Source organism: Pelagibacterium halotolerans B2, assembly GCF_000230555.1.
GTDB lineage: Bacteria > Pseudomonadota > Alphaproteobacteria > Rhizobiales > Devosiaceae > Pelagibacterium > Pelagibacterium halotolerans.
The window spans coordinates 3,760,003-3,774,328 of sequence record NC_016078.1 but is presented as its reverse complement, the minus strand read 5'-3'; the positions used below and the strand labels follow the sequence as shown (position 1 = coordinate 3,774,328).

14 protein-coding genes are annotated in these 14,326 nt (G+C 61.1%); 2 read left to right on the top strand and 12 right to left on the bottom strand.

The features are described 5' to 3' along the window. Window positions 1–94 precede the first annotated feature (94 nt). The 12 genes from KKY_RS18495 to KKY_RS18440 form a co-directional block, all read right to left on the bottom strand. Window positions 95–1,747 (bottom strand): electron transfer flavoprotein-ubiquinone oxidoreductase, encoded by a 1,653-nt coding sequence (locus KKY_RS18495; RefSeq protein ID WP_014132918.1) that lies wholly within the window; start codon window positions 1,745–1,747, stop codon window positions 95–97. 31 nt (window positions 1,748–1,778) lie between these two features. Further along, window positions 1,779–2,699 (bottom strand): electron transfer flavoprotein subunit alpha/FixB family protein, encoded by a 921-nt coding sequence (locus tag KKY_RS18490; RefSeq protein ID WP_014132917.1) that lies wholly within the window; start codon window positions 2,697–2,699, stop codon window positions 1,779–1,781. Next, window positions 2,699–3,451, bottom strand: a complete 753-nt coding sequence (locus KKY_RS18485; RefSeq protein WP_014132916.1) for an electron transfer flavoprotein subunit beta/FixA family protein — start codon at window positions 3,449–3,451, stop codon at window positions 2,699–2,701. The genes KKY_RS18490 and KKY_RS18485 overlap by 1 nt, the downstream gene beginning before the upstream one ends. Before the next feature lie 162 nt (window positions 3,452–3,613). After that, the gene (locus KKY_RS18480) at window positions 3,614–4,234 is read right to left on the bottom strand and encodes an isochorismatase family protein (RefSeq protein WP_014132915.1); all 621 of its coding nucleotides are present in this window, start codon (window positions 4,232–4,234) and stop codon (window positions 3,614–3,616) included. Window positions 4,235–4,288: 54 nt separating this feature from the next. Beyond that, the gene (locus tag KKY_RS18475) at window positions 4,289–5,320 is read right to left on the bottom strand and encodes a 2,5-dihydroxypyridine 5,6-dioxygenase NicX family protein (protein ID WP_014132914.1); all 1,032 of its coding nucleotides are present in this window, start codon (window positions 5,318–5,320) and stop codon (window positions 4,289–4,291) included. Window position 5,321: 1 nt separating this feature from the next. Further along, window positions 5,322–6,131 (bottom strand): alpha/beta fold hydrolase, encoded by an 810-nt coding sequence (locus KKY_RS18470; protein ID WP_139305136.1) that lies wholly within the window; start codon window positions 6,129–6,131, stop codon window positions 5,322–5,324. Window positions 6,132–6,142: 11 nt separating this feature from the next. Further along, window positions 6,143–6,892, bottom strand: coding sequence for an aspartate racemase/maleate isomerase family protein (locus tag KKY_RS18465; RefSeq protein ID WP_041529651.1), 750 nt, complete (start codon window positions 6,890–6,892; stop codon window positions 6,143–6,145). Between the two features lie 22 nt (window positions 6,893–6,914). Continuing rightward, window positions 6,915–8,138: an FAD-dependent monooxygenase gene (locus KKY_RS18460; protein WP_014132911.1), complete on the bottom strand. Its 1,224-nt coding sequence runs from the start codon at window positions 8,136–8,138 to the stop codon at window positions 6,915–6,917. 53 nt (window positions 8,139–8,191) lie between these two features. Beyond that, window positions 8,192–8,995, bottom strand: coding sequence for an ABC transporter permease (locus KKY_RS18455; RefSeq protein ID WP_014132910.1), 804 nt, complete (start codon window positions 8,993–8,995; stop codon window positions 8,192–8,194). A gap of 2 nt (window positions 8,996–8,997) precedes the next feature. Beyond that, on the bottom strand, window positions 8,998–9,792 hold the full coding sequence (locus tag KKY_RS18450) for an ABC transporter ATP-binding protein (RefSeq protein WP_014132909.1): 795 nt from the start codon (window positions 9,790–9,792) through the stop codon (window positions 8,998–9,000). A 32-nt stretch (window positions 9,793–9,824) separates the two neighbouring features. After that, window positions 9,825–10,571 carry an ABC transporter permease gene (locus KKY_RS18445; RefSeq protein WP_014132908.1) on the bottom strand — a complete coding sequence of 249 codons (747 nt, stop codon included), beginning with the start codon at window positions 10,569–10,571 and terminating at the stop codon, window positions 9,825–9,827. Window positions 10,572–10,686: 115 nt separating this feature from the next. Further along, window positions 10,687–11,697, bottom strand: a complete 1,011-nt coding sequence (locus tag KKY_RS18440) for an ABC transporter substrate-binding protein (RefSeq protein WP_014132907.1) — start codon at window positions 11,695–11,697, stop codon at window positions 10,687–10,689. A gap of 266 nt (window positions 11,698–11,963) precedes the next feature. Between KKY_RS18440 and KKY_RS18435 the strand changes: the two genes are divergently transcribed. Next, a complete protein-coding gene (locus tag KKY_RS18435; RefSeq protein ID WP_014132906.1) occupies window positions 11,964–12,641 on the top strand; it encodes a TetR/AcrR family transcriptional regulator in 678 nt (225 codons plus the stop codon). 432 nt (window positions 12,642–13,073) lie between these two features. Continuing rightward, complete coding sequence (locus KKY_RS18430; RefSeq protein WP_014132905.1) at window positions 13,074–14,324, top strand: flavin-containing monooxygenase; 1,251 nt, start codon at window positions 13,074–13,076, stop codon at window positions 14,322–14,324. The last annotated feature ends 2 nt before the right edge of the window (window positions 14,325–14,326 follow it).

Here is a 14,326-nt window from a genome sequence, read left to right as displayed (position 1 = left end):
TGGCCCGAAGCTGCCAAAAGCGAGCATCGGGCGCGCCCAAGAAGCACTGGCAAAGACAAAGAATTGCTTTGCGGAAAGACAGTGGTCGGGGAGGTCACATATTGCCGTAGTTCGGCCCGTCACCGCCTTGCGGCACCGTCCAGGTGATGTTGCCGCTCGGCTCTTTAATGTCGCAGGTCTTGCAGTGAATGCAGTTCTGGAAGTTTATGACAAATTTCGGCGCCGGCCCGTCGCCGTCGAGATATTCATAAACTCCGGCCGGACAATAACGCGCCGCAGGACCGGCGAATTGCCTGTAATCGAGGTCGATGGCGGTTTGCGGATCGGCGAGATGGAGGTGGGCGGGCTGACTTTCTTCATGATTGGTGGCCGTAAAGGCCACGTTGGTCAGGCGCTCGAAAGATATGACACCATCGGGTTTGGGATAGGCAATAGGGCTAAAGCCGCTCGCGGGCCGTGTCGCCTCTGCGTCCGATCGCCGATGCTTCAGCGTTCCGAAAAGGGAGCCTTTGAACAATGTCTGGCACCACATGTCGAAGCCCCCGAGTGCCAGGGACGCCCAAAGCCCGAAACGCGACCACAAGGGCTTGACGTTGCGCACGAGCCTGAGATCCTGCCCCACAGGGCCGGACCGCAATTCGTGATCATAGTCCTCGATCACATCGCCCGAGCGGCCAGAAGCGATGGCGGCGGCGACATGATCTGCCGCCGCAGTGCCCGAAAGCATTGCATTGTGATTGCCCTTGATGCGCGGAACGTTGACCAGTCCTACCGAACAGCCCAACAGGGCGCCGCCAGGAAAGGCCGCCCTGGGCATGGATTGGTAGCCACCTTCAGAGATGGCACGCGCGCCGTACGAAACGCGCTTGCCGCCCTTCAGCAGGTCCGCGATCAGCGGATGATGCTTCCAGTTCTGGAATTCCATATAGGGGAAGAGATAGGGGTTGGCGTAGTCCAGATGGACCACAAGTCCAAGAAACAACTGGTTGTTTTCGGCATGATAAACAAAGCCGCCGCCTCCGGCATTTCCGCCAAGCGGCCAGCCCATTGTATGGACGACATGGCCCTGCCGATGCTTGGCGGGATCGATTTCCCAGATTTCCTTCATGCCAAGGCCAAACTTTTGAACCTGGCGACCTTGGGAGAGGCCGTATTTGGCAATGATCTGTTTGGCGAGCGATCCGCGCGCGCCCTCCCCGATCAGCACGTATTTGCCATGCAGTTCCATCCCTGGCTCATAGTGTGGCGAGGGCGTGCCATCCGAGCGTTTTCCGAATTCGCCGGCCACGACACCCTTGATCTCGCCCTTGTCGCCATAAACCAGTTCCGAGCACGCCATGCCCGGAAAAATCTCGACCCCCAGATCTTCTGCCCGGCCGGCCAGCCAGCGGCAGACATTGCCCATCGAAACGATGTAATTGCCATGATTGGACATGAGCGGCGGCATAAGCCAATTGGGGATGGGTGCCGCTCGGTCCTTGCCGAGCATATAGAAGCGGTCGTCGACGACCGCTGTGGTCACCGGCGCGCCTTTTTCCTTCCAGTCGGGGAAAAGTTTGCTCAATCCGGACGGGTCAAGAACCGCGCCGGAGAGAATGTGCGCTCCAACTTCAGACCCTTTTTCGAGAACCACCACGCTCAGGTCAGGATCGATCTGCTTGAGTCTTATCGCCGCCGACAGGCCCGCAGGACCGGCGCCCACGATTACGACGTCATATTGAACGGATTCGCGTGAAACGGCGCTCATGAACAGGTTCCCGTCGTATCCCGCGCGTTCCTCAAAGCTTTTCAATCAGTTCAGGCAGCGCCTCGAAGAGATCGGCGACAAGGCCGAAGTCGGCGATCTCGAAGATCGGCGCTTCTTCATCCTTGTTGATCGCCACGATAATCCTGGAATCCTTCATGCCGGCAAGGTGCTGGATGGCGCCCGAAATCCCGACGGCAATATAAAGATCGGGCGCTACGACCTTGCCGGTCTGGCCAACCTGCAAATCATTGGCCACGTAGCCGCTGTCGACGGCGGCGCGCGAGGCCCCGATGGCGGCGCCGAGCTTATCGGCCAGCCTGTCGATCAGCGCAAAGTTCTCACCGGACCCAAGTCCGCGTCCCCCGGATACGACGATCTTGGCCGAGGTCAGGTCAGGGCGATCGCTCCGGGCGAGGTGATTTTCGATAAAGGCGGACACGCCCCTATCGCCATTGCCCCCGACCTGCTCGACCTGTGCGCTTGCCCCATCGGCGACCGGCGCAAAGGCCGACGTGCGCACCGAAAACACTTTCACCCTATCGGATGACCGCACCGTCTGGATTGCATTGCCGGCATAGATCGGCCGCTTGAACGTTTCCGCGTCAACGATTTCGGCGACATCGGTGATCACCATCACATCAAGCCTTGCGGCGACATAGGGCAATATCGCCTTGCCCGAGGTCGTCGCCGGTGCCGCAATATGGGCAAAGCCATCAGAGCGCGAAACCACCAGTTCCGCAACATTTTCGACCAGACCGTGCGTAAGGGCGGGATCGCTGGAAAAGACGACCCTGGAGACACCATCGAGAGTTGCGGCCCGATCGGCCGCTTCTTTGTCGCCGCAGACCAGGACCGTCACTTCACCAAGCCCACGGACCGCGGATACGGCACGCGCCGTTGCATCGAAAGCCAGAACGCCGTCGGTCGTTTCGGCGAGAAGCAATACAGCCATCAGACTACTCCCAGTTCCTTGAGCCTGGTCACAAGCTCGTCCACCGATGCAACCTTTCCACCGCCGGCGCGTGCCTTGGGTTCTTCGGTCCTGAGTACCGTCAGCCGCGGAACGATATCGACGCCATAGTCCGCCGCACTCGTTTCCTCGATCGGCTTTTTCTTGGCCTTCATGATATTGGGGAGCGAGGCGTAGCGGGGCTCGTTGAGGCGGAGGTCGGTTGTTATGATCGCGGGAAGCGCAACCGAAATGGTTTGCAGCCCGCCATCGACCTCGCGGGTGACAACGGCCCGGTTGGCCGCGATCTCGACCCTGGACGCAAATGTCGCAATGCCCCACCCCAGAAGTGCGGCAAGCATCTGTCCTGTCGCATTCATGTCGTTGTCGATGGCTTGCTTGCCCAGAATGACAATTTGCGGCGCCTCGTGCTCGACCAGCTTGGCCAGGAGCTTGGCGACGGCAAGCGGTTCGATGTCCCCGCCCAGTCCGTCGGCGATCATGACGGCCCGATCCGCACCCATGGCGAGGGCGGTACGCAAGGTATCGGCAACTTTGGCTTCGCCAATCGAAACAGCCACGACTTCGGACGCAATTCCCGCTTCGCGTAACCGAATAGCCTCTTCGAGCGCGATTTCGTCAAACGGGTTCATCGACATCTTGGCACTGGCAACATCGATCCCCGTGCCGTCGGGCTTGACCCTGATCCTCACGTTATGATCGACAACGCGTTTGACGATGACGAGCACCTTCATCAACGCAACTCCTCGATTGGCGGCATTGAAGGCAGGTTACGCATCCACGCGCATCGTCTCCTTCAAATTCGGAAATCGATCAGCAACTAATACTTGTCAGTGTCGGCAGCGGTGCCATCGCGCATGAGACAGCTTGCAGGCGGGCGTTAGGGATCGGCCCGGTCAGACAGATGCCAGCCAGGCCCCGATCTCCATCGAATCGGTGACGTCGGCGTATTTCTGGCCCATGTCATAGAGCGCTGCGGCGTGGGGTGGTTCGGCCCGATCCGCGCAGCAATCGGCCGGCACCAGCGTATTGAAGCCCGATTGCACTGCATCGACCACGCTCGCCCGCACGCAACCCGAGGTGGTTGCGCCGGCGATCACAAGCGTATCGACCTGCATTCCCGTCAACATGGCCGCCAGCGCGGTGCCGAAAAATGCCGACGCGCCTTTCTTGGTGACGATGGCATCGCCAGGCTGAATGCCGGTCGCCGCATCGATTTCGACAAGCCGTGTCCCCTCGACCAAGGCCACCATGCCACGTGCCTTTTTCAGCCACGCAAGAGCATCGATCTCGCCCCTATGGTAGGCGATCGTTGTATAGATTACCGGGAACCCCCTGGACCGGGCCAGATCGGTCAACCGCCGCGTGGCCGCCATCTGGCTTGCCGCGTCGGAGGCTGTCGCATAGCGCGTGTCGGTGAACCCATAGGTGAAATCGACCACCACGATCGCCGGACGCGTGCCGCGCGGCACCGCGTGGCCAAATCCGGCGTCCCTATAGATTTCTGCCTGTGACATGTTCGCTCCTTCCCGGTCGCCCCGCCGACCCCAGCCGGCGGGGCGGATTTTGCCTTACGCCCGCGCCATCTGCATTTCCTTGACGACGAGATCGCCGTCGATGACGATTGCCTCGTCATCGAGGAACAGCGAGCAATTGCGCATCGGAATATCGAGGTGGCAGGCCGTGTCGTTGGGGCCGCCCAGTTCGTTGTTGGGCCCTGTCGAAAACATCACATTGCCGTAAAAGCTGCGCGGCTCCATGCCCATTCCGCCGGGGAATTCTCCGGGCACCATGCCGTGCCAATGGGCGTTGGGGTTCATGCCCCAGCCCACATGGCTCATCCCCTTGCCGCGTTCGTCGTTGAACGCGGCCATATAGGATTTCACCAGTTCGGCATCGAGCCCGCCGCGGATGTCGGTGATCCAACCCTTTTCGATCGTATAGGTGATCGGATCGCGCACATACATGTTCTGCGGCAACAAGATATCGCCCGGCGCCACGACGATCTGGCCATCGACGCCGTCATCGTCGCCGCCCGTAAAGACAAAGCCCGACGGCCAATGGTCCCAGCGTCCCGGCTCGTCGGTGCAAGCGTATTCGGCCACGGTGGGATAGGTGTTGAGCTTGTAGGTGACGTCGGTGCCGTGCGGCGAGGTGATCCGCATCACATTGGCTTTCGCCAGGTACTCGGCCCCGATCTCGACCTTCTCGCGAAGTTCCTTGCTCGGCAGCATGCGCGCCAGCAGCGCCGGCGGCTCGACCGCCGTCAGAATTCGCGTCCCCGCCGCCTGGATGGCGAACTGTTCGGGTGAAAACAAGAGGAACACACAGTCGATCAGCATATCGCAATTTTTCAGCGCCTCGACGGCGTCGGGCAGCGCGGCAAGCCCTGTCACACCCACATTCCAACCTCCGGTCGGCAGTGGTGCCGGCAAGCGCATGTGATACATCTGCGCCCCGAGCCGCTGTCCGGCCGCCATGAACGCGTCGGCATAGTCGAGCCGGTCGCTGCCCTGCGTCAGCACAACGAGTTTTTCGCCGGTCTGGACACCGCTCATCTTGAGCTGGTGCAGGCAGATTTCGGTGAAGCTGGCTTGATCCATCTTAAAAGTCTCCCTTTGTGACGGGCGCTTGGCCCCGAAAGTCCATGATCGCGGCGAGGAACCCTTCTAGGTCGTCCCATGGAATCATATGTCCCGCACCGTCGACGGTGCGGGTCTCTATCGCGGGCGCGAGCGCCTTGATCTCTTCGACATCCTCATCGCCGATCACCGGCGCACCGCCGGCAACCACCAGCCGCATGGGAAGCGGAATCCGCGGCAAATCGGCGTGGATGTCGTCGCTGTGGAACCCGTCATAGGCGGTCCTGATCGCATCGAGCCGGCAGGTATGGAGCCACTCGGCGCGCAAGGCGACCTGCGCATCGGTCCATGTGGGACAGAATTTTTTCATGTCCTCGGCCGAGCATCCCTTTTGGGCCATGAGGATGGATTCCTCGTACCAGGGCCAGGCCGATGGATAGGCCCTCCGCCCCGGCCCTGAGACCGGCGGATCGACAAGGACGAGCCCGCTGAAGGCCTCCGGGTCGATCCGCGCCGCCCGGATGGCGATCCGCGCACCCATCGAGTGACCCAGGACGATGGCCTTGTCGAAATGGCCCGATCGTGCCAGCGCCACGACGTCCTGCGCCATGGCATCGAGCGAATAGTCGAGATCGCCGGACTGGCTCAGTCCACGCCCCCGCACGTCGAGCACATGCACGTCGAACGCCTGGGCCAGCCGCTCGGCAACGAACCCCCAGGTGATCGCCGGAGAGGTGATCCCCGGAACGAGCAGCATCTGGGGGCCATTACCGGGATAATGGATAAGGTGCTGGCGGATGCCGTTGGCTCTGATGTTGTATCCGTTCGCCATCGCCCCGCCCCTCAATAGGCGCCCGATAGCAGCGAGCCGCCACCGGGCACGCGCGTATCGAGCTCCAATGATTTGAGCATCTGCCATGTCGTGGCGATCGCCGCCGTCAGAACCGGCTTGCCGGTCTGCGCCTCGACCAGCGGCACGGCCGCCAGAGACGGCATCTGCACGCAGGCCGACAGGACCACCGCATCGACCTCGGATGTATCGATCCCTGAAACGATCCCCGGAAGGTTCATCGGGTCGTGCGCCGCCACATCGAGATTGTTCTGGATTTCCAGCGCCCGCCAATGGACGACATCGATCCCTTCATTGGCGATGTAGTCGACGACCATCGCGGTGAGCGGTTTCATATAGGGCGCAACGATGGCCACCCGCTTCGCACCGATGGCCTTGATGGCATCGACCAGCCCACCCGCCGATGTCACGACCGGTGCCGCCGCGTCATTGCTCGCTGTCACGCCCTGCAGCCGTGCCTGGGATTCGCGGTGATAGCCATGCCCCATCGACATGATGGCGACCAGGCACGCATAGCCCAGAACGTCGACACGAGCGTCCGAAAGCTCCAGCGCGCAGCGGTCGCTGTCGCCATCCATTTTTGCCAGCTCGTCCTTGGTCACATGCTTCATGCGCATGCGCGCCGAATGGAAGGTAAAACGCTCGGGCGCGACCGTTTCCCGCGCCCGCAACAATGCGGGTATCTCGGTTTCCATTGTCACGTTCGAGCTCGGCACGATCTGTCCGATGCGATAGGTTTTCATTCTGGTTTCCATTGTCATTGCCTCACGCATTGACGGCGCGCGGACGCGTCGTGGCCGAGCCGAAGCGCCGCGCGTCGTACTCGTAAACCCAGTCGGTCTTGATCCCGGTGGTCTGGGGCGAAAAGATCGCGCGGATGCGATAGTCGAGATCGCGTTTGAACTGCGCCCAGGGCGTCGGCAAGTGATAGGTCCGGCCCCGCTCGCGCGCTTCGAGCTGCACGCGGCTGGTCCGTGGGCGCCGTTCAGCCTCATAGGCCGCCAGCGCCCGGTTCCCATCGGAATGCAGCGCCAATGCCGAGGCCAGAACGAACCCGTCCTCAATCGCCATCGCCGCGCCCTGCGAAAGGAACGGCAACATCGGATGGGCGGCATCGCCAAGGAGTGTGATGCGGCCCCTGGTCCAGCTCTCCATCGGGTCGCGATCGAACAGCCCCCAACGGAATACCTCGTCGGCGTTGGAAAACAGCTTGATCAGATTGGGGTGCCAGCCTGGAAACCGCGCCAGCATTTCCTCTTTCGAGCTTTTGGCGTTCCAGCTTTCCTCGACCCAGGACTTGGTCTCGCTGACCGCCACGATGTTCACCGCGTTTCCGCCATTGACGTAATAGGTGACCACATGACCGTTCGGACCCATCCAGAAGGAGGAATCGGGGCTCACGTAATCGACGACCCCGCCAACCGGGACCACCGCGCGATAGCACATATGCCCGGTGAACTTGGGGTCCTGGGAGCCGAACAATTGGGCCCGCACAACCGAGCGCACACCGTCGGCGCCCACGATCAAATCGGCAGTGAATTCCGTGCCATCGGCAAATACCGCCGTCGCCCCGTTTTCATCCTGCCGCACCCCTGTGCAGAGCTTGTTAAAATGGGTGATCTCCCCCGGTAGCGTGTCGGCAAAGAGCGCATGCAGATCGGCGCGGTGGATATGGACATAGGGCGCGTCATAGAGCGTTTCGCAGCTCCCCTTGAGCGGTATGCGGAAATTTTCTTTTGCCGTCTTCCAGTTCCGCCCGACCACGGCATTGGGCAAAAAGCCCTTGGCCATAAGGGTGTCGAACAGTCCTAACGCCTTGATCACCTTGACCGCGTTGGGGGTCATCTGAATGCCGGCCCCAACCTCGCCGAACCTGTCGGCCCGCTCGAAAAGCTGCACGTCGAACCCGCGCTGCAACAGGCTGACGGCCAGCGCCGCGCCTCCGATGCCGCCACCTACGATCCCGACGGTCTTGATTGTCGTCTTCATCCTCACACCCACATTATTATTCGTATGTCTATTTAATTAAAAGCACGCGCGGATCACTGTCGCCAGCGCAACAGGCGCTTTTCCACGCGGCCGAGCACGCCCTTTTCGAGCAACTGCATCAAGATGATGAAAAGGATCGCGATGGCCAGAACTTCGCGCATGCGCAACAGGCGGAACGAGTGAAAAATCGCCGCTCCGATCCCGTCCGGTTGCCCGATCGCCTCGACCACCACCACAAGCTTCCAGGACAGCGCGAAGGAAAACCGCGCTGCCGTCAGTAACGCCGGCACGAGTTGGGGGACGAGGCTGACCCAGAACGCCTTGTCGGCCGGGATGCGATAGATTTTGGTCATCTCGTCCAGCCCCTTGTCGCGGGCCTGGACGCTCGAGCGCACGATATTTGAGACGAACGGCGCCACCGCCATGGTCAAGGCGACAAACCCGGCAGCCTCTCCTGTTCCCAATGCCAGAATGGCAAAGATGATGAACACCGGATCGGGCACGGCCAGCGCCAGCGCCAGCAACGGCTGGAAGAAGGCCTCGACCTTCCTGTTCATGCCGATCGCGATCCCAAGGACCGCGCCGACGATCGATGCCGCGACAAACGCAGCGGCGACCCGTCCGAGCGTTAAGAACAGATTGTCGTAGAACGAGTGGGACACCAATTGCCTGCCCATGGCCAGCGCCGTGTCATAGGGTGTCGGCACCCAGGGCCGGACAGTGATCGAGAGAACCGTCCAGATGGCAAAAAGACTCGCCACAGCCAAAGTCACGCCCAGCAGGCGGACATTGCGATCCGTGCCGACTTTGCGGCGAGGCGTCATCGCGGCGCCCTGCAATGGAGTTGAGAGCGCCATGGTCACGCCACCTCACGCGGTTTGACCGGTTCAAGGCCCCAGGCCCCTTCGACACGCCGCACGATATCGGCCTCAACCTCGCCGATCATCGGATCGTCATAGGCCCGTGGCCGCGCGATCGGCACATGGTAGTTTTCAAACACTGTCGAGGGTCCGCGCGTCAGGATGATGATCCTGTCAGCCAGATAAACCGCCTCGCGGATCGAATGGGTGACGAAAACAATCGTCGCGCCGGTCCTGGCCCAGATGCCCGAAAGCTCCTGGCGCAGGCTGCGTGCCGTCACCTCGTCGAGCGTGCTGAGCGGCTCGTCCATCAGGATATAGGAGGGGTCGACCAGCAGCGCGCGGGCGATCGATACCCGCTGGCGTTGTCCGCCCGATAGCTGGAGCGGCCAGGAATCCTTGAACTGGCGGATATGAAGGATATCGAGCAGGCGGTCGATGTTGCCCTCCCACCGATCCTTGGGCACGTCGGACGCCGCCAGCACCAGTTCGAGGTTCTGCTTGACGGTCCGCCAGGGCAAAAGTCGGTGCGCCTGAAAAACATAGCCGAGCTTGGGCGCCGCCCGGCCCGCATCATAGAGTGGCAGGTTTTCCACCTCGACCACCCCGCGCGTTGGAGGCAGCAGCCCGGAAATCACATTGAGCATCGAGGATTTGCCGCATCCGGACGGTCCGAGGATGGCGACGAACTCGCCGCGCTTGATCTCGAAATCGAGGCTGGCGATGGCCGGATTGCCCGCGTAGCTGACGCCGAGACCTTCGACCTTGAGCACTGTGTCTTTGTTGCCGGTCATGATGAACCCTTGTCTTTTTGAACTGTCTTGGATCAGGCGCGCCAGCGGAACACATGACGCTCGGCGACGCGCAGCACGCCATATTCGACGGCGAGCACGATCGCCATGAACACCAGCAGCCACAGATGAACCTGCACCATCTGCATGTATTCCCAGGCGTGATCGAACTGTGCCCCGAACCCGATCCGCGCCGCTCCGAAAATCTCGGCGACCACGATCACCTTCCAGGCGAGCGCATGCGCGTTGCGCAGGGCCGAAAAGATGAAGGGCGCGATGAAGGGCAACAGAACGTGCCGGATATAGCGCAGCGGCCCGAGCCGATAGATCTGTGCGGCTTCGGCCAGATCCTTGTCGGCGCTCTTGAGCCCGTCGCGCAGCCCCACCGCCATGAAGGGGAAAGTGATGAACATCACGACGACGATGTAGCCGATCTCGGCGCCCCGAAAGATCGCCAGCGCCATGATGGCCGCAATGGCGCTGGGGGTCCTGAGCGCCGTCGTCACATAGATCGCAAGCACCTGTTCGGCCAGCTTGCTCTGGGTCATGGCCAGCGCGGCGAGGGTTCCCAGCACCACCCCACCGGCGAGCCCCAGGGCCACACGATAGAGCGTGATCGCGATATTGCTCCAGGTGTCGGGCTGCATCAGAAAATCGGGGAGAGCGGCCGCCACGACGAAAGGGTCCGCGATGAAGTTGGTGTTTCGATAGGCGATCCACCAGATCGGCAACAGCATAAGAACTGCGCCAATCGAGATGATGAGATTGTTCTCACGTTGCATCGCGGGCCTCCGTTTGTCTGGCACCCGGAGTTGCTACGAGAACTCCGGGCCTTTGCTTCATGGAGCTTCCGAACCGCAAAAGTGGTGCCCCACTTTTTGCCGGCGCTCCAGGGGATCAGGCGTCCGGTTCGCCGACCAGATCCTCGAGCCGCACCATCACGCCCTCGGGCACTTCGGTGATGACCAGTCCTTCTTCGGCCAGCCCTTCGAGAAAACCGTAGCCGCCTTCGATGATTTCGGGGGTCCACTCATTGGTGAAATAATCGAACGTGCTGGCATTTTCGATCAGGACGTCGAGCACTTCGGGGCTGGTGATCCCCAGACCGGAGACAATGTAGTCTTCGCGCAGGATCTCGTATCCGCTTTCGCTCATGATCGCGATGGCCTCGTCATAGGCATCGCGAACGGCATAGGCGAGTTCGGGATTGTCCTGGAGCCAACTGGTATGTGCCACCATGTTGGTGATCCAAGGCGCAAACCCGCCGGTGAATTCGGCATAGTCCGAACCGGCCTGCAGCAGATAGCGCCCCTCGGTCGCCAGCATCGCTTCGCTGACATAGGATTCGAAATTGAAGATCGCATCGACGTCGCCGGATTCGAGCAGCGGCACGAGCGCTGCGGGTCCGACCTGGGAGAAATTGTATTCCTCGAGCACATCGAAGCCGTACATTTCCTGGACGATCGAGCGGATGAACATCGTCGTTCCGGAATCGGCACCGAAATGGCCGACATTCATGCCGATCAGATCCTCGGGCGTTTCCGCATCGGAATCACCGGGCACCACGATGCCCATATAAAGGTTGCCGACCGGATAGAACGCCGTGACGTCGAACCCTTCGGTACGCGCGATTGAAACGCCGATGATGTCGTTGTCCATGGCGATGTCGGAATTGCCGATCAGAAAGTTCTGAGCCGCGCTGTCGGACGGCAAAAGCTCAAAGACCCCTGCAAAGCCGTGCTTTTCGTCAAGCCCTTCGGCTTCCATGACCATCAGCGGCACGCCGCCGAGGCTGCCCGCCACAGCCTGGATGCGCACTTCGGGCACGTCCTGTGCAAGCACACCGGTCGCCGAAAGAGCGATGACGGAGGCGGCAGCCACGCTCCTTGCGTTTGAAATAAAAGACATTGAATTCCCTCTCTTTTTGTCCCGGTCCCCTGCGAACCGGCATCGCCCGAATTAAATAATTAAGCGAGCGATTAATTTATTCCTAGCCGCGCGACGACAGAAATGCAATAGGTTTGATCAGGTTTTTTACCTGCATCAAATATGGGCAAACTTGAAGAGCCCGCAGCGTATGGATACCGTGCGCCCTGCACATGGCTGGACAAACACCTGTTGGACGGATCGGCAAAGACGCTGTAAGCCAGCGGTACACGGAGGGAGAAAGCGATTTGGCCAAGGTCATGGAGCAGCGCAAAAAGCGACCGGGGCGGCCGGAAGGACAGACCCAGTCACGCGAGGACATTCTCGATGCATCCGAATTGATGTTCGCCGAACTGGGCTATGCCGGCACCTCGCTCCGCCACGTCGCCGAAAAGGTCGACATCACTACGGCGCTGATCACCTATTATTTCGGCTCCAAGGAAAACCTGTTCCGCGAGGTGTTTCTGCGAAAGGGGCGCGAGATCGCCAAATCGCGTATGCAGAGCCTTGCCGCCATCACCGCCGAGGGCATGACGCCAGGCGTCGACGACCTCGTGCGCGCCTTTCTCGCACCCTCGATCAGACTGCGCGAAACCAAACAGGGCCTGGCTTTCCTGCGGCTGCATTCGCGCCTTCACATGGAGCCCGAAGCGCTCTCCTACGAGTTGCGTCGCGAGGTCTATGACGAATCGACCCGCGCCTATGCCAGTGCCTTTCTCAAAGCCCTGCCCCAGCTCGACGAGCCTACTGTCTATCGCCGCATGTCGCTGATGATCGGCGCCTATCTCTACGCCTTTTCCGACACCAACCGCCTCGAAGAGCTCGTTCCCGCAAACAGCCCGACGCCGGGCATATTCTACGACCTCGAGGAAATCGTCGCCTTTGCCTCCGCCGGTATGCGCGCCGCCGCCGTATCGCGTCGTTGACAGGCATTCAGGAAGGATGAGGGCGGGCCAGTTCTGGCCGTTTTCCGACTGCCCGGCCTTGTCCGGGAACCTGAAACCACCACCGTCTTGCCCAGGACGACCCTCTCTTTCCGCAGGCATTGCGCAAGTGTTTTCGCCCTCACTCCGTATGGCAAAGGGCTGCTGACGCGGGTGTATTCGCCGGAAGCGCGAGCGCCCTGTTCGCCTTGGCCAACACCTGATCGTTCTTGCTCGATGGCCCGGCGAAAGAGCCGGGGACCGTCGGCAAGTCAGCGGATCAGACACGCGACAGCGACCTTACCCTGTCCTGACCCAAGGAATTTACTTCTTTCCCCGAGACCGCCCCGGACGCAAATTTTTGCCAGTTTGCCGGACCGCCGCACGAGCACTTGCTCGCCGGGCGGAAGGAGCGACCCATTTTCGAGGATGCGAATGACCGTAGAAAAGACCGATACCGTTGTCGTAGGCGCCGGACAGGCGGGTATCGCCATGAGCGAACACCTGACCGACATGAATGTTCCGCACATCGTTCTGGAGCGCAATCGGGTGGCCGAGGCCTGGCGGTCGCAGCGCTGGGATTCACTGGTGGCCAACGGTCCGGCCTGGCACGACCGCTTCCCGGGCCTGGAATTTGACGATGTCGACCCGGATGCCTTTCCGCCCAAGGAGCGGGTAGCCCGCTATTTCGAGGATTACGCGCAATTGATCAAGGCACCGGTCCGCACCAACACCAAGGTGGAAAGCGTGGTCAAGTGCGACGGACGCCCGGGCTTTGTCGTCACCAGTTCCTCGGGCCAGATCGAGGCGCAGCGCGTGGTCGCCGCGACCGGGCCGTTCCAGGTCCCGTCCTATCCCCCAATCGTTGCGGAAGACTGGGGCATTCATCAGCTGCATTCGTCATCCTACAGAAATCCCCACGTGCTGCCGGAAGGGGCCGTTCTGGTTGTGGGCGGCGGTGCCTCCGGATGCCAGATCGCCGAAGAATTGCGGCGCTCGGGGCGCCAGGTCTATCTGTCCATCGGCGAGCACTATCGTCCGCCGCGTTCCTATCGCGATCGAGACTATGTCTGGTGGCTGGGCGTACTCGGCAAATGGGATGAAATCACAATCGAGGCCAAGAAAAAGCACGTTGCCTTCGCGGTCAGCGGCTATGATGGCGGTCGCACCGTCGACTTCCGTCGGCTCGGCCATATGGGAATCGTTGTTCTGGGGATGACGAAATCGTTCGAGAACGGCGTGCTCGGCATAGCCGACGATCTCGGTGCCAACCTGAAGGAAGGCGATCTCGCCTATCTCGACGTGCTGCGCGAGGCCGACGCCTATGTCGAGCGCAATGGTGTCGATCTGCCGCTCGAGCCTGAGGCCTGGCACATCGAAACCGACCCCGACTGCGTCACCAATCCCATCCTGGAGCTGGACCTTGCCAGGGCCGGCATCGGCACCATCATCTGGGCGACCGGCTTCAAGTTCGATTTCAGTTGGCTGCAGGTCGACGCGTTCCATGAAAACGGCATGCCGTTCCACAAGCGCGGCATCTCCAAGCAGCCGGGCATCTATTTCCTGGGCCTGCCCGAACTGACCAACCGCGCCTCGTCATTCATCTACGGTTGCTGGTACGACGCAAAATATATCGCCACCCATATCGGGGTGCAACGAAACTACGCCGCCTATCAGCGGGCCTAATG

Coding starts and splice junctions, on each gene's coding strand:
- KKY_RS18495 (WP_014132918.1), bottom strand. CDS start 1,747: ATGAGCGCCGTTTCACGCGAATCCGTTCAATATGACGTCGTAATCGTG.
- KKY_RS18490 (WP_014132917.1), bottom strand. CDS start 2,699: ATGGCTGTATTGCTTCTCGCCGAAACGACCGACGGCGTTCTGGCTTTC.
- KKY_RS18485 (WP_014132916.1), bottom strand. CDS start 3,451: ATGAAGGTGCTCGTCATCGTCAAACGCGTTGTCGATCATAACGTGAGG.
- KKY_RS18480 (WP_014132915.1), bottom strand. CDS start 4,234: ATGTCACAGGCAGAAATCTATAGGGACGCCGGATTTGGCCACGCGGTG.
- KKY_RS18475 (WP_014132914.1), bottom strand. CDS start 5,320: ATGGATCAAGCCAGCTTCACCGAAATCTGCCTGCACCAGCTCAAGATG.
- KKY_RS18470 (WP_139305136.1), bottom strand. CDS start 6,131: ATGGCGAACGGATACAACATCAGAGCCAACGGCATCCGCCAGCACCTT.
- KKY_RS18465 (WP_041529651.1), bottom strand. CDS start 6,892: ATGAAAACCTATCGCATCGGACAGATCGTGCCGAGCTCGAACGTGACA.
- KKY_RS18460 (WP_014132911.1), bottom strand. CDS start 8,138: ATGAAGACGACAATCAAGACCGTCGGGATCGTAGGTGGCGGCATCGGA.
- KKY_RS18455 (WP_014132910.1), bottom strand. CDS start 8,995: ATGGCGCTCTCAACTCCATTGCAGGGCGCCGCGATGACGCCTCGCCGC.
- KKY_RS18450 (WP_014132909.1), bottom strand. CDS start 9,792: ATGACCGGCAACAAAGACACAGTGCTCAAGGTCGAAGGTCTCGGCGTC.
- KKY_RS18445 (WP_014132908.1), bottom strand. CDS start 10,571: ATGCAACGTGAGAACAATCTCATCATCTCGATTGGCGCAGTTCTTATG.
- KKY_RS18440 (WP_014132907.1), bottom strand. CDS start 11,697: ATGTCTTTTATTTCAAACGCAAGGAGCGTGGCTGCCGCCTCCGTCATC.
- KKY_RS18430 (WP_014132905.1), top strand. CDS start 13,074: ATGACCGTAGAAAAGACCGATACCGTTGTCGTAGGCGCCGGACAGGCG.